The sequence below is a fragment of the Yersinia alsatica genome (assembly GCF_902170305.1).
Lineage (GTDB): Bacteria > Pseudomonadota > Gammaproteobacteria > Enterobacterales > Enterobacteriaceae > Yersinia > Yersinia alsatica.
This window is the reverse complement of record NZ_CABHWW010000026.1, coordinates 346,251-360,751: the sequence shown is the minus strand read 5'-3', so window position 1 is coordinate 360,751 and position 14,501 is coordinate 346,251. Positions and strand designations below refer to the sequence as shown.

Sequence of the window (14,501 nt, the reverse complement as noted above, 5' to 3'; positions counted from 1 at the left end):
ACCTCCCAATAATTGCCTTAATCAGGCTTTTTCCAGCGTACAAAGCAACGGATGCTCGTTCTCCCTGGCGTATTGATTTACATGTGCGACTTTGGTCTCTGCAACTTCGGCAGTAAAAACACCACAAATCGCCTTTCCTTGATAATGCACATTGAGCATCAGTTGTGTTGCACGTTCAATATCATAAGAAAAGAACTTTTGCAGAACGTCAATCACAAATTCCATCGGTGTGTAATCGTCGTTGTTAAGTATAACTTTATACATAGACGGCGGTTTGAGCGCCTCGATTTGTTTATCTTTGACTAAATGTTCAAAATTCAGCCAGTCGTTGTTCTTGCCCATTGCCTGCCCATCGTTTTACTGAACCACACAGGAGCAACATCTCACTCCGGTTATAAGACCATTTCATGCAGATATCTATTATTATTTTATCATCACTTATGTCATAACGCCGCTCGAGAAAAAAGTAAGGGTATTGACGTTAAGAACGATTAAATTGTACCCAAATAAATACAATAGCGTTAGCTACATCAAACTTTGAAGAACTGCCCGGCTCTGACAAAAGCCGTCCCCTTGACGTTAAGGCCATTTCCACTAGAGTGTATTTTCGTGAGCTGTTGGAGTTTTAACCAATTCGCGCTCACTTTAACCAGTGATTACCTCATCTCGAACTAAAATAGCCTTGCGAGGAACGTAGAAGTATGGAGACGGGTACTGTTAAATGGTTCAACAATGCCAAAGGTTTTGGCTTTATTTGCCCTGAGGGCGGCGGCGAAGATATCTTCGCTCACTATTCAACTATACAGATGGATGGCTACCGAACGTTAAAAGCGGGTCAGATGGTTAACTTTGATGTCCATCAGGGACCAAAGGGCAATCACGCCAGCCTAATTGTGCCACTCGGGTTAGATGTGGTATTGCAAGAAGCCGTACCGCAGGAACTGGCTGCATTGGCCTGACACCACGCACTTCTCTGCCTGCTTATCTCGGCATACCATCACCTAAAACATTCTGGTGCCAAAGGTATTTCCAAGGCGGGTTGTTGCAGCCCTACATCGGTGACCATTCAAAAACATCTGTTCAAAATGCCAGCCCAGTTGCGACTGGCATTTTTCTTTGTTGTCTTCCTATTATGCGGCCAAAGTCGTCAATATCAACCCTTGACTCAGTGCCAATTATTCACGCGCCAATGCATCAATAGGATTTAACCGGGCAGCACTGCGGGCCGGTAGATAGCCAAACACCACCCCTATCACCGTTGAGCACAGGAATGCGCTGAATAGTGCCATTGGTGGGAAAGCAATTTGCCAGTTAGGTAAAAACATTTCCACAATCAAACCAATAGCAAAGGATAGCGAAATACCGAGCGCGCCACCGACCAGACAAACCAGTATCGCCTCAATTAAAAATTGCTGCATAACATCACTGGAACGCGCACCCACGGCCATGCGGATGCCGATTTCTCGCGTACGTTCGGTCACCGACACCAGCATAATATTCATCACACCAATCCCACCGACCACCAGCGAAATTACCGCCATCAATGTCAGGAACAGTTGCATGGTTCGGGTGGTTTTCTCTGCCGTTTGCAGCAAGCTATCCATGTTGTAGGTGAATATGTCTTTCTTGCCATGACGCATGGTCAATAACCGGACCAACTGCTGTTCAGCCTCCTTACTGCTATAACCCTCTTTGATGCGGATAGTGATCGAGTCAAAATAGGAGCGCCCCATCAGGCGGCTCGCCATAGTGCTGTAAGGAACCCATACCCGCAGCGCTTTGCTGCTACCGAACATCGATTGTTTTTCCTCCACCACACCCACAACCGTTGCGGGCATGTTGCCAATCAATATCACCTGCCCAACAACCTCTTTGAGGTGAGGAAACAGGCGGCGCTGAGTATTGCGGTCAATAACCACCACTTGCGACTGGCGCTCAACCTGTTCGCTGGTGATAGGGGTTCCTTGTTCAAGTTTCATGCCATACACCCGAAAATATTGCTCACTCACCCCAGACACACTGGCGGCGACATCAATATTGCCATAACGCAGCCGCATACTGCCGGCGATTGTCGGGGATACCGCACTGACGTAAGACTGCGCTTTTAGCGCCGCCATATCGTCATAAACCAGTGCTTGCCGAGTGCTGGGGTCATCATCGCCAAAATCTTTGCCCGGATAAACATCAATGGTATTGGTGCCAATTGCTCGAATATCCGCCAGCACCAGCTGTTTAGCGGCGTCCCCGACCACCAATATCGAAACCACCGAAGCAATACCAATAATGATGCCCAACATGGTCAGCGCGGTACGCATTTTATTGGCCGACATCGCACGCCAGGCCATCAATAGTGCCTCACGGAAACGGCCGACTAACTGCTGCCATGATGGTGCCGGTGGCGTCAGACTAATAGCCGCTGAAGCCGCGGCAGTTGCCACTGTTTTTGAGCCAGAGTCAGCCATGATGCGGCCATCTTTGATCTCAATAATTCGCTCGGCCTGAGCCGCAACAGTCGGGTCATGGGTCACAATAATCACGGTGTGCCCCTGCTGTTGTAGCTGTTTCAAGATGGCCATCACTTCAACACTGGAATGGCTATCCAGTGCACCGGTCGGCTCATCAGCAAGAATCACCTGCCCGCCATTCATTAAAGCACGAGCAATACTGACGCGCTGTTGCTGCCCACCAGACAGTTGATTGGGCTGATAACTGACACGTTCACCCAGCCCTAGCCGGGTTAATAGCATGTTCGCTCGCTCACGGCGCTCATTTTTGCCGACCCCAGCATAGACCGCTGGGACTTCCACATTGTGGGCGGCGCTAAGATGAGGCAACAGGTGATAGCGCTGGAAAATAAAGCCAAAATGCTCACGGCGCAGTGCTGCCAGCGCATCGTTATCTAATACGGCAACATCTTGACCTGCGACACGGTAAACACCGGCACTCGGCTTATCCAGACAGCCAAGAATGTTCATCAGCGTGGATTTACCTGAGCCGGAAGCCCCAATAATGGCCACCAGTTCGCCAGCATTTATCGTGAGTGAGACATCCTGCAATACATCAACCGTTTCTTCGCCGGACTGATAGCTGCGACGGATGCCTTTTAATTCAAGCAATGCCGCCATTATGCTTCCTCCGCGCCGCCGCGGCTCACGATGACTTCCTCACCCACGTTTAACCCCGAAATCACCTGCGCATCAACGTTATTACGGATGCCAATCGTCACTTCGCGTTTCTCTTCTTTACCCTCTTTCAGTACCGCAACCTGGTAACGATTAATTCCCAATTCATCACCTAATGCCGATAATGGGATAACCATAGCCTGCGGAACATTCGCGAGCTGGATTGACACTTGCGCAGTCATTTGCAGCCGTAATAGCCGATCCGGGTTCGGCACTTCAAAACGCGCCGAATAGAAAATCGCGTCATTCACTTTTTCGGGCGTGGGTTGGATATCTTTTAACACTCCATCAAAGTGCTTGCCGGGATCACCCAACACGGTGAATGAAGCTTTCATGCCGGGTTTAAGGTGAATAACGTCGGCTTCTGAAACCTGCGCGTTAACCAGCATGGTGCTCATATCCGCCAACGTCAGAATATTCGGTGCTTGCTGCGCGGCGATCACGGTCTGGCCTTGCAAGGTGGTGATTTGCACCACATCGCCATCCATTGGAGCCGAAATCTTGGTGTAATCCAGATTGATGTTGGCCGTATCCAGGCTGGCTTTGGTCTTATTGATTTGCGCTTTAATGGTCTCAACTTGCGCTTTTTTCACGGCCAATGTGGTGCTGGCTTGATCCAGATCCTGGCGTGAAACGGCCTGCAATTTTGCCAGCTCCTGCTGGCGACGCAGGGTCACCTCAGCCAATTGTTGCTCAGCCTTTGCCTGCCCTAGTTGGGCATTCAGATCCTGTAATGTGGCTTCAACTTCTTTAATCTGGTTCTGAGCCTGTTGCGGGTCAATCATCGCCAGCAGTTGCCCTTGCTTAACTTGGTCGCCAATTTCCACATACAGTTTTTCCAACTGACCACTCACCTGAGCACCCACATCAACTTTGCGGACAGCATCGAGTTTGCCGGTTGCCAGCACATTTTGTTGCAGGTCACGATGGGCCACTTTCACGGTTTGAAATTGCACCGGTGCAGGTGCCATTAGGTGCCGAATAATGAAAAAGCCACCGATAACTAACACAGCAATTGCGGCAAACCATCGGCGCTGACTTCTACTTAACTGCATCAAAGCAATTACCTTCCTTAATTGTAAATGACCAACTCGTTGAAAATAACATCAGAAATTCTCATTTAACTAAACCAAATATCAATGCCTACCGGGCAACAGGCGGAATCTAAGATGTATTGAGACTCTGTTTAGTTCCCATTTGTTTCAATAGCGCCAGAAATACATTGATATAACGGATTTAATCATGCAAAACATAAAGAATACCGTATTAATCCCTAATAATATTAACCGCTGGGGGTTAATTGCATTGCTATTCAAAGGTCATCAAGCACTCGGTGGTTCATGGAAAGAATTACAGTTTCGGCTTAAATTTATTGCCCGGGCCTTAATCTGCCCAAAGCTGACCTTTAACTTACTCGGCGTGCTGGTGAAGCAGCCGCTACTCAACAGCATACTTCGCGCTCAACCTGATTTACCCTGTAAATTGCATCGCCCTTATCTGGCGAACACACTCAATAATCGCCAGAAACTGGGGGTATTACAGGACCATTTCAAGCTGATCAATCAATGTATGCCTGAATCATTACGCCGCAACTTTTTACATCATTCGCCTTATAAACTGACTGAGTTAATTGGCAAAAATGATGAAAAGTATTCTCTTTATTTGGGTAGTTTTCCAAAACTCAATAAAGAGGGCGAAATTACGCTGATGCTGGCTAATGAGCAACAACAAACACTGGCACTGCTGACTTTCAGCCTATTTTATTATCAAAACCAAAAAACCTTGTTTATTGGTGGATTACAAGGTGCAGATAATGAAACTCCGCACCACGAAATTCACACCAGCACCAAAGCCTGCCATGGGTTGTTTCCCAAACGTCTGGTTTTGGAGGCCACTTGCTGCCTGGCAGAACTGATGGGAATAACACATATTATTGCCGTAGGTAATGCCACCCATGTTTATCAAAACTGGCGCTATCGGGCGAAGAAAAAAGATAAATTACACGCAGATTATGACAACTTCTGGATATCGCTAGGCGGGGTACAGTGCGCAGAAGGCCATTTCCGTTTACCGGCCAAGATTGCACGTAAATCGATTGAAGATATTGCCAGTAAAAAACGTGCCGAATATCGCCGCCGTTATCAATTACTTGATCAACTCGAAAACGGCTTAGGCACGCATTTCACCTAAAGTTAATGATGTTAATACATTAATATATACCCAATAACTTTCGAGTTGCAGGTAGGCGGCAACTGAATGAATCCAAGGAGTTGAGACAACTCAATGACTTGGGTGAGTGATGGCAGCCAACAACCCTGCATCTTGAAAGATGACGGGTATACCTGATGTTAATCAGCTCGCCCACGCGCTAGCCATACCACACGAGAAAACATTTTTTTCAGTAATGGGGGGACAGATTCTACCCCCCAATCTCTGGCCTGGCTGGCAACCTCGATAGCTAAATCCGGTTTTGACGTGCGATGAATCGCTTTTTCAATCACCCGACGCGGCTGCATTTTAGCATTGGCAGGAATAGCCGATATCCGGTGATATACCTCGTCAAAACCTTCACGATACAAAAAGTGCTCCATATCTGGTGCCGGTAAAATGGTCAAACGATCGCGTTCATGATCACGCCCGTCATCCGCCATAGTACGCACTGTCGCCGCGTACTTCTTCCCTGCATCATCACCGTCGGTCAGAACATGCCACTGTATCCCCATCCGGTTTGCAAATTTCAGTAATGGGCGCAAGCCACTCTGAGCAAACTCAATCACTTTTACCCCTTCGGCTTCAAAGTGATAGCCGCATTGGCGCGCCAGTTCGTTGAGTAACCAGATTTCTGTTTCACCTTCGACTAACAACCAGCAGCGAGCGAAAAATGCCGAGGGCCGGTTGAAACGAATATGAAACGCGATGCGGCGACTGTCTTCAGAACTCATGCCGCGTGGCCCAATACGGTAAGTTGCAACTTTAGAAGACTCACGAACCAGTCGACAAATGCTCTCAATTGGCACTAATGAAACCAGCTCACCTGAGTTGGTGGTGGTAATGCGCTGCAGAGGAAGTTGGCTGAGCAGCCCCCAGGCAACAGACAGCATGATGGGATGCAAACGAGTTTCCGGGTCTTCTACCAACAGCAGTGGGCGAGCATGTGGGTCAAGACTCAATGGCCCTTTGGCTTGCAGCAATGTTGAAAACATTCCCAGAAGAATCAATCTCATGCTGCGGCTATTAGGCTCTGCAACCATGCGGTTAATGCTATCGAGAGCAAGCCATGCCTCACGCTCCGGTTGTGGGCGGTAATGGTGATTACGCAAGTTGGCTGATTGTGACCCTTGCTCGGCAAAGTAGTGCTCCAGCAGTTGGCGCATCGCCTCCAACCCTTGGCGTAGCTCGGAGTTAGTTAGCTTCTGCGGGTTACGCACCAGTTCACGGCTTAATTGATCCAATTGTTGATTCAGTGCCGCTTTATCGGGTTGGCGGTTATTTTCGGCGGTGCTACTGCGTAGCCGGCGTATAAAACGCGCATCCCGCAACCGTAATACCGGATGAATACGAATAACACCACGCGCCAGCTTTTCAATATCGTGCAATGCCAATGGCAACCCCTCTAAATCGAGGAAACTGCGCCAAGTACACACGGTATCATCGTCACCTAACTCACCTTCAATCCGATAATAAATACGATGTAAGCCATCGTCATTTTTTATCCATAACGGTGTTAATTGGCGATAACGGGGTGCGCGCCAGTGGCCAATGTCTTTTTCGCAAAACGTGAAGATAACTTGCAAGTGGCGTTCTTTAGCACTTTCATCCCCTGCCGGGTGATAAAAATCCTGCGAGGTAAAATGGTAAAGTTGCGGTTCGGGGGATAAAAGTAACGTGAGGGCATCTAATAAGCTGGATTTACCCCAAGCATTCTCACCAATAAGCACTGTATTATCATCAAGATTCAATGAAATACGATTAATACCGCGAAAACCGACAATATCGACACGTTCAAGATACATACTACGCCTCCGGTGCGAATGTATTCATATTGATACTATCAGATTACTGGCTTAATCCATTACCTGATTATCTGAAGCAAAAAAACCTTATAGCTCAAGTACCACGGTAGCCGGTGCTCTTTACTCTCTCCCTGATTTTAGATAGCTTATTGCGCCACAGCCCATTATTCATCTACTCATAATACCCAAAGTCATTGGCATTACAGCAAGGCGCAAACGAATGACAAATTGGTGGTAAACCGATTTGAATAGTATTGGCGCTACCCCCTCTGATGAGACTCATAATCCCAATGAGCTTAGATAGCGGGTAATTTCGTGCTGCTAACATCGCAGTAACGTCAATGAAAAAGGTATAGGACGGTATAACTCGTGTACTCAGGATTGCTGATCATTCTTTTGCCGTTAATTATTGGTTATCTGATCCCACTTAGCCGCAAATCATTAATTCAATTGATCAACCGCTTATTAAGCTGGATGGTCTACGTTATTTTATTCTTTATGGGCATCAGCCTGGCATTTCTGGAAAATCTCAGCGCTAACCTGCTGCTGATATTCCAATACACCGGCATCTTTTTTCTGTGTATTTTTTGCGCCAATTTGCTGGCACTATTTTTACTCGAACGCAAAACTCCGTGGAAAAATACGCATCGTCAGGAAGCACTGCCATCTCGCCTACATATGGCACTGGAATCATTAAAACTCTGTGGCGTGGTTATTGTCGGTTTTCTGCTGGGATTGACCCAATGGGAATGGCTGCAATTTGCGGCGAAAGGCAGTGAGCTAGCGCTGATTTTCTTGCTATTTTTAGTTGGTATTCAATTACGTAACAGTGGCATGACACTGCGCCAGATTGTGTTAAATCGCCGCGGCACTATAGTGGCATTTGTGGTGGCGATCAGTGCATTGGCAGGCGGCGCTATTGCCGCAATGTTGATTGGATTGCCCGTTAAAACCGGGCTGGCGATGGCTTCCGGTTTTGGTTGGTATTCACTATCAGGTATTTTATTGACCGATACATTCGGCCCAGTAATTGGGAGTGCCGCATTCTTTAATGATCTGGCCCGCGAATTGGTGGCGATCATGCTGATTCCCACACTGGTGCGCAGCAGCCGCTCCACGGCACTGGGCTTATGTGGGGCAACCTCAATGGACTTCACCTTACCGGTATTACAGCGCAGTGGCGGGTTGGAAATGGTTCCAGCGGCTATCGTGCATGGTTTCTTATTGAGCTTGCTGGCACCCATCTTGATTGCTTTCTTCTCTTCATAATCTTGCTATTGCGCAGTGAATCTCTCGGTTTACTGCGCAGTATCCCTGCCTAATATTGAATAAATTCTCATTCGCAGCAAAAGTTGCGCTAAATCAAAACAAGTTAAAGTTGCATTAAAAAAGCCTTTTTAAACCCTCGTAGCATCTCTATGCTTTTAAACACGCATTACAAATGCAACTTTAAAAGGAAAAATAATTATGTTCTGTGTGCAATGTGAACAAACCATCCGAACACCCGCGGGTAACGGCTGCTCTTACGCGCAGGGAATGTGCGGGAAAACCGCCGAAACTTCTGATTTACAAGACTTATTGGTTGCCGTATTACAAGGACTTTCGGCTTGGGCATTGACCGCCCGCGAACTTGGCATTGTTGATCATCAAATTGATAGCTTTGCACCCAGAGCCTTCTTCTCAACGCTAACCAATGTGAACTTCGATTCCGAGCGCATCGTCGGCTATGCCAAAGAGGCCATTCTGTTACGCCAATCACTGGCTATTCGCTGCCGCCTGATTGACAACACCATCACGGTTGATCACCCGCTAGCCGAGCTGCAACTGCTGTCAGACGATATCTCTGCCCTGCAACAGCAATCGCAACAATTCGCATTAAATAGTGACAAAGCTGAGGTCGGCGACGACATTCATGGTTTGCGTATGTTGTGTTTGTATGGCCTGAAGGGGGCGGCGGCCTATATGGAACACGCCCACGTATTAGGCCAGTTTGATGAGCAGATTTATGCCGAATATCATGCCTACATGGCGTGGTTGGGCACGCAACCACGTGATGTCGATACCTTGCTCAATAACGCCATGGGCATTGGCAAAATGAACTTCAATGTCATGGCTATTTTAGACCGTGGTGAAACCCAAGCTTACGGCGATCCACAGCCAACGTCGGTTAACGTGCGCCCGGTCGCCGGTAAAGCCATTCTGATTTCCGGCCATGATCTCAAAGATTTACAGATGCTGCTGGAACAGACTCAGGGCAGCGGCGTGAATATTTATACCCACGGCGAAATGCTGCCCGCCCACGGCTATCCGGAGTTAAAACGTTACCCACATCTAGTCGGCAACTATGGCAGTGGCTGGCAGAATCAGCAGACAGAATTTGCCAAATTCCCCGGCCCTATTTTGATGACATCCAACTGTATTATTGATCCAAATGTGGGCAATTACGGCGACCGCATCTGGACGCGCAGTATTGTTGGCTGGCCGGGGGTGAATCATCTGGATGGTGAGGATTTTGCGCCAGTTATTGAACAAGCACAGGGCATGGCCGGTTTCCCATACAATGAGCTGGAACAGCTGATTACCGTCGGTTTTGGTCGCCAGACCTTACTGAATGCCGCAGACACTGTTATTGATTTGGTTGCCAGCAAAAAACTGCGCCATGTTTTCCTGGTGGGGGGATGTGATGGTAGCCGCACAGAACGCAGCTATTTCACCGACTTTGCCCGCAGTGTGCCGCAAGATTGCATCATCATGACACTGGCCTGTGGCAAATATCGCTTCAATAAACTGGATTTTGGCACCCTGGAAGGTTTACCGCGCCTACTGGATGTCGGCCAATGCAATGATGCTTATTCAGCCATTATGCTGGCCGTTAAGTTGTCGGAAAAACTGGGCTGTACCGTCAATGATCTGCCACTCAGTCTGGTGCTGTCTTGGTTTGAACAAAAAGCCATTGTTATTCTGCTGACTTTACTGTCATTAGGTGTGAAAAATATTTATACCGGGCCGACTGCTCCGGGATTCCTGACTGACAACCTCATGGCCATTCTCTATGAGAAATTTGGTATGCGACCAATTACGACCGTAGAGCAAGATATGAACGCGATTTTGGGTAACTAAGCCGATAACAGCCAGCCCGGTTAAGGCACTTTTCGCCTCTGACCGGGCTTTTATTCATGGTCTTTTACTACTTTTTTGCTAATTATCTGATTCGTTGTGAGGCCCCGATGACCGATTTTATTCCCAGTGATTGCCCAACGCCCCTCTGTCCTAACCGCATGCAAGTCCACTCTATGGTGCAAGAAACCCCTGATGTCTGGAGCCTGCGTTTAATCAATCACGATTTTTACCCCTATTTACCGGGGCAATATGCTTTAGTCAGTATTCGTAACAGTGATGAAACCCTACGAGCTTATACGCTGTCCTCCACACCCGGGTTAAGCCCTTTTATCCAACTGACGGTACGCTGTCTGGCTGATGGCGAAGGTTCAAAGTGGCTGACTCAACAGGTCAGCGCGGGGGATTATCTGTGGTTATCTGATGCTCAAGGTGAGTTTACTTGTGCCCAGGCTGATGATGACCACTACCTGATGCTGGCGGCTGGCTGCGGTGTCACCCCAATAATGTCGATGTGCCGTGATGTGCTGGCCCGCCGCGCGCAAGCCGATATCCGCGTCATTTTTAATGTCCGCACCCCGGCAGATGTCATTTTTGCTGATGAGTGGCAAAAGCTATTGCAGCGCTACCCACAACAATTACAGCTCACACTGATGGCGGAGTCTGAAGCAACAGCCGGATTTATTGCTGGGCGAATTAATGCTCAAGTGATGCAGCAAGTAGCTCCGGACATTGCCCGCCGTCGGGTCATGACTTGTGGGCCAGCACCTTATATGGATTGGGTCGAGCAATATTGTCGCGAGCAGTCGGTGCCCATGGATCATTTCCAGAAAGAGCAATTCCGCACCACCGATGATGCTATTGATACCAGCAATGAACTTACGATGACCATAAGCCACCCACTGCGCCAAGTGAAAGTTCCGGTCGGTACTTCACTGTTATTTGCACTGGAGCAACACCAAGTTCCGGTGATGGCCGCTTGCCGTGCGGGAGTCTGTGGTTCATGTAAGACCCGCATTCTGCATGGTGAATACACCACCACCAGCACTATGACGCTGACACCAGAAGAAATTGCCCAAGGTTATGTGCTGGCATGCAGTTGTCAGCTACAAGGTGATACTCAACTGGCCTAAACCCACCTTTAGCCGCCCCATACTTGTGTAGAACTACCTTTAATGGGGCAATTATTGCCAAACACGCCATACTTTGACCTCATAGAATAATGACTCGCCATTAATCCTTGAGGGGACAACTATGAAGCAAACCGTGGCAACACTGGTCGCAAAAACGTTGGAACAAGCTGGTGTTAAGCGAATCTGGGGTGTAACCGGGGACTCACTCAACGGCCTGAGTGATAGCCTGCACCGTATGGGAACTATCGAATGGATGGGGACTCGCCATGAAGAGGTTGCCGCTTTCGCCGCTGGAGCCGAGGCGCAGCTAACCGGGCAGTTAGCGGTATGTGCGGGCTCCTGTGGCCCAGGAAACCTACATCTGATTAATGGTTTATTTGATTGTCATCGCAACCATGTTCCGGTGCTCGCCATCGCCGCGCATATTCCTTCCAGCGAAATTGGCAGCGGCTATTTCCAGGAAACCCACCCACAAGAACTGTTCCGTGAATGCAGCCACTACTGTGAATTGGTCTCCAATCCAGAGCAGTTGCCGCGCGTGCTGGAAATTGCCATGCGCAAAGCCATTCTTAACCGCGGTGTTTCAGTGATTGTGCTACCGGGTGATGTTGCGCTGCAAGCCGCACCTGAAGATGCCGCCATCGTGTGGCAAACCCCTAAACTGCCATTGGTTCAACCGCTGATGAGTGAGTTGAATATTTTGGCGCAGACCCTGAACCAGGCAAAAAATATCACACTGATGTGCGGCAGTGGCTGTGCCGATGCCCATGATGAAGTAGTGAAATTAGCTGAAATGCTTCAGGCTCCGGTGGTGCATGCCCTGCGCGGGAAAGAGCATATTGAATGGGATAATCCTTATAGCGTAGGTATGACCGGGCTGATCGGTTTCTCCTCCGGCTATCATGCGATGATCAACGCCGATACTTTGGTGCTATTGGGAACACAATTCCCCTACCGCGCCTTTTATCCAACCAATGCCAATATCATTCAAATTGATATCAATCCAGGCAGTATCGGTGCCCACTGCCCGGTCAATATGGCGCTGGTCGGTGACATCAAAACCACCCTTACAGCCCTGTTACCGCAGCTCGAAGCCAAAAGTGACAAGGCATTTTTGACTAAGGCGCTGGAACACTATCGTACCACCCGCAAAGATCTTGATGGGCTGGCAACCGCCAATGACAGCCAACCTATTCATCCACAGTATCTGGCGCAGCAAATTAGCCGCCATGCTACTGATGACGCCATCTTTACTTGCGATGTTGGCACGCCAACCGTCTGGGCCGCGCGCTATCTGGCAATGAACGGTAAGCGGCGGTTGTTAGGTTCGTTTAACCATGGCTCGATGGCGAATGCCATGCCGCAAGCTATTGGTGCGCAAGCCACTGATATGAATAGGCAAGTTGTCGCCTTATGCGGCGATGGCGGTTTCACCATGCTAATGGGGGATTTCCTCACGCTGGCGCAGCTAAAATTACCGGTGAAAATTGTGGTGTTTAATAACAGCGTGCTGGGCTTTGTCGCCATGGAGATGAAAGCTGGGGGTTATCTAACTGACGGCACCGACTTGCATAATCCAGACTTTGCCGCCATTGCCAATGCCGCGGGAATCAAAGGGATTCGAGTAGAAAAAGCCTCTGAGCTGGATGCTGCACTGGAGAGTGCTTTCGCGCATCCGGGGCCAGTATTGGTGGATGTTGTCACCGCCAAGCAAGAGCTTTCGATGCCACCGCAAATCAAGTTTGAGCAAGCCAAAGGATTCAGTTTGTATATGCTCAGGGCGATTATTAATGGCCGTGGTGATGAAGTCGTCGAATTGGCAAAAACTAACTGGTTACGTTAATAAGCAGCGTTTCAATCAATAAAAATCTTCCTCGTTTTCCCCGCCAATGATACCGGTGTTCCATCGGTGCCATTGGCACATAATTCTGGTGTTTTCTCCAGCCAGTTAACAGTTTTTACATCATATCCAGACAAAAATTATGCAGGCACATGAGGCTGTTTTATTTAAATCCTCATTCATAATGTGTGCCGTAAAATCATAACAAAATCGAATCTATATTGAGGATAAATCAAATGGCAAAAAGCACTATGTCAGATTTCTCACCCTCTGCTGAGTTAGTCTGCATACTCAGGGCAAAATCCTACAGTGAAAAAAGGGAGGGATACAAAACAGAGGATTATATCTCGCTATTAATTTCACACTCATTAACCTCTTTTTTTTCAATGACCCAAAAATCATTTTTGATGCCGGGTAATATTCTCTCACCACAAATACCTGCGGGCAGCTATGAATTTTTAATTAGCCGGACAAAGTATCTAGATGAGTTTTTCCAATTACGTGCTAGTGAGTTTGCCAATATTTTCATTCTTGGTGCCGGTTTTGACTCCAGAGCCATTAGGTTTCAGAATTTACTACAGCAAAGCCTGATTTATGAGTTAGACCATCCGGTAGCGCAAAAAAATAAAATAGCCAAACTACAAGAACTGAGCATCTCTACCCCGCGCAACTTGCGCTATATCCCTATCGATTTTAACCAAAACAATTTGGTTAAAATATTGCAGGAGTTGCCGAGAAAAAAAGGCGAAAAAAACCTATTTATATTGGAGGGGCTGATTATGTATTTGCTCCCTGACACAGTAGAGAATATTTTCTCCGCGATTGGCACTTATGCCTCCCCCGCCAGCGAAATCATTTTCGATTATGTTTATTCCGATGTCTTAACCGGGGAGAACACTTCATATGGTTCTATCGAGGTTTTTGAAGGGCTAAAAAATATTGGCGAGCATATGCTTTTTGGCATAGAAAAAGGTCGCCTGGATTCTTTTCTAAATCAACACCATATGAAACTGCTTGATGAGATGGATGCCAATATTCTTGAACAGCGCTTTTTTGCCAATTCACAAGGAAAGGTGCTGGGCAAACTGAATACCGCGCTGGCTATTGCCCATGCTATTAAATAAAAATCAAAATAAAATCAGCCAATAAGCTTCTTGCTCGGGCCTATTATGCTATTTAAAACAAATAACGCTGCAGTGGGCTTTTTTGTTTCAAT

The 14,501-nt window shown here is 47.8% G+C and carries 11 protein-coding genes; 7 read left to right on the top strand and 4 right to left on the bottom strand.

Translation table 11 applies throughout. From position 1 onward, the window contains the following. Positions 1 to 21: 21 nt before the first annotated feature. Positions 22 to 342 carry an ATP-dependent Clp protease adapter ClpS gene (gene clpS, locus FTA96_RS15750; protein WP_004389612.1) on the bottom strand — a complete coding sequence of 107 codons (321 nt, stop codon included), beginning with the start codon at positions 340 to 342 and terminating at the stop codon, positions 22 to 24. 359 nt (positions 343 to 701) lie between these two features. Here clpS and cspD point away from each other — a divergent pair, with 359 nt between their 5' ends. Continuing rightward, positions 702 to 959, top strand: coding sequence for a cold shock-like protein CspD (gene cspD, locus FTA96_RS15745; RefSeq protein ID WP_050106292.1), 258 nt, complete (start codon positions 702 to 704; stop codon positions 957 to 959). A 216-nt stretch (positions 960 to 1,175) separates the two neighbouring features. Here the strand turns inward: cspD and macB are convergent, their stop codons facing one another. After that, complete coding sequence (macB, locus tag FTA96_RS15740; protein ID WP_145574260.1) at positions 1,176 to 3,125, bottom strand: macrolide ABC transporter ATP-binding protein/permease MacB; 1,950 nt, start codon at positions 3,123 to 3,125, stop codon at positions 1,176 to 1,178. Next, positions 3,125 to 4,237, bottom strand: a complete 1,113-nt coding sequence (gene macA, locus FTA96_RS15735) for a macrolide transporter subunit MacA (RefSeq protein ID WP_050120969.1) — start codon at positions 4,235 to 4,237, stop codon at positions 3,125 to 3,127. Before macA ends, macB begins: the two co-directional genes overlap by 1 nt. A gap of 187 nt (positions 4,238 to 4,424) precedes the next feature. On the opposite strand from macA, the gene FTA96_RS15730 reads away from it, so the two are divergent. Further along, positions 4,425 to 5,372 carry a VirK/YbjX family protein gene (locus tag FTA96_RS15730; protein ID WP_050106289.1) on the top strand — a complete coding sequence of 316 codons (948 nt, stop codon included), beginning with the start codon at positions 4,425 to 4,427 and terminating at the stop codon, positions 5,370 to 5,372. A gap of 158 nt (positions 5,373 to 5,530) precedes the next feature. Here FTA96_RS15730 and FTA96_RS15725 read toward each other — a convergent pair whose 3' ends face one another. Beyond that, a complete protein-coding gene (locus tag FTA96_RS15725; RefSeq protein ID WP_050106288.1) occupies positions 5,531 to 7,195 on the bottom strand; it encodes an ATP-dependent endonuclease in 1,665 nt (554 codons plus the stop codon). Between the two features lie 369 nt (positions 7,196 to 7,564). Between FTA96_RS15725 and FTA96_RS15720 the strand changes: the two genes are divergently transcribed. The 5 genes from FTA96_RS15720 to FTA96_RS15700 all read left to right on the top strand — a co-directional run bounded on the left by FTA96_RS15720 (position 7,565) and on the right by FTA96_RS15700 (position 14,409). Further along, positions 7,565 to 8,464: a lysine exporter LysO family protein gene (locus tag FTA96_RS15720; protein WP_050106287.1), complete on the top strand. Its 900-nt coding sequence runs from the start codon at positions 7,565 to 7,567 to the stop codon at positions 8,462 to 8,464. 198 nt (positions 8,465 to 8,662) lie between these two features. Then, a complete protein-coding gene (hcp, locus tag FTA96_RS15715) occupies positions 8,663 to 10,315 on the top strand; it encodes a hydroxylamine reductase (RefSeq protein WP_222424313.1) in 1,653 nt (550 codons plus the stop codon). A gap of 107 nt (positions 10,316 to 10,422) precedes the next feature. Continuing rightward, positions 10,423 to 11,445: an NADH oxidoreductase gene (gene hcr, locus FTA96_RS15710; protein WP_145507170.1), complete on the top strand. Its 1,023-nt coding sequence runs from the start codon at positions 10,423 to 10,425 to the stop codon at positions 11,443 to 11,445. A gap of 121 nt (positions 11,446 to 11,566) precedes the next feature. Then, on the top strand, positions 11,567 to 13,288 hold the full coding sequence (gene poxB / locus FTA96_RS15705; protein WP_050120966.1) for a ubiquinone-dependent pyruvate dehydrogenase: 1,722 nt from the start codon (positions 11,567 to 11,569) through the stop codon (positions 13,286 to 13,288). A gap of 233 nt (positions 13,289 to 13,521) precedes the next feature. Then, the gene (locus FTA96_RS15700; protein ID WP_145574258.1) at positions 13,522 to 14,409 is read left to right on the top strand and encodes a class I SAM-dependent methyltransferase; all 888 of its coding nucleotides are present in this window, start codon (positions 13,522 to 13,524) and stop codon (positions 14,407 to 14,409) included. Positions 14,410 to 14,501: the final 92 nt, after the last annotated feature.

Bases quoted from the DNA above. Each gene is read 5' to 3' on its own strand.
- FTA96_RS15730 (WP_050106289.1), top strand. From the start codon at position 4,425: ATGCAAAACATAAAGAATACCGTATTAATCCCTAATAATATTAACCGC.
- cspD (WP_050106292.1), top strand. From the start codon at position 702: ATGGAGACGGGTACTGTTAAATGGTTCAACAATGCCAAAGGTTTTGGC.
- macA (WP_050120969.1), bottom strand. From the start codon at position 4,237: ATGCAGTTAAGTAGAAGTCAGCGCCGATGGTTTGCCGCAATTGCTGTG.
- clpS (WP_004389612.1), bottom strand. From the start codon at position 342: ATGGGCAAGAACAACGACTGGCTGAATTTTGAACATTTAGTCAAAGAT.
- macB (WP_145574260.1), bottom strand. From the start codon at position 3,125: ATGGCGGCATTGCTTGAATTAAAAGGCATCCGTCGCAGCTATCAGTCC.
- FTA96_RS15725 (WP_050106288.1), bottom strand. From the start codon at position 7,195: ATGTATCTTGAACGTGTCGATATTGTCGGTTTTCGCGGTATTAATCGT.
- hcr (WP_145507170.1), top strand. From the start codon at position 10,423: ATGACCGATTTTATTCCCAGTGATTGCCCAACGCCCCTCTGTCCTAAC.
- FTA96_RS15700 (WP_145574258.1), top strand. From the start codon at position 13,522: ATGGCAAAAAGCACTATGTCAGATTTCTCACCCTCTGCTGAGTTAGTC.
- poxB (WP_050120966.1), top strand. From the start codon at position 11,567: ATGAAGCAAACCGTGGCAACACTGGTCGCAAAAACGTTGGAACAAGCT.
- hcp (WP_222424313.1), top strand. From the start codon at position 8,663: ATGTTCTGTGTGCAATGTGAACAAACCATCCGAACACCCGCGGGTAAC.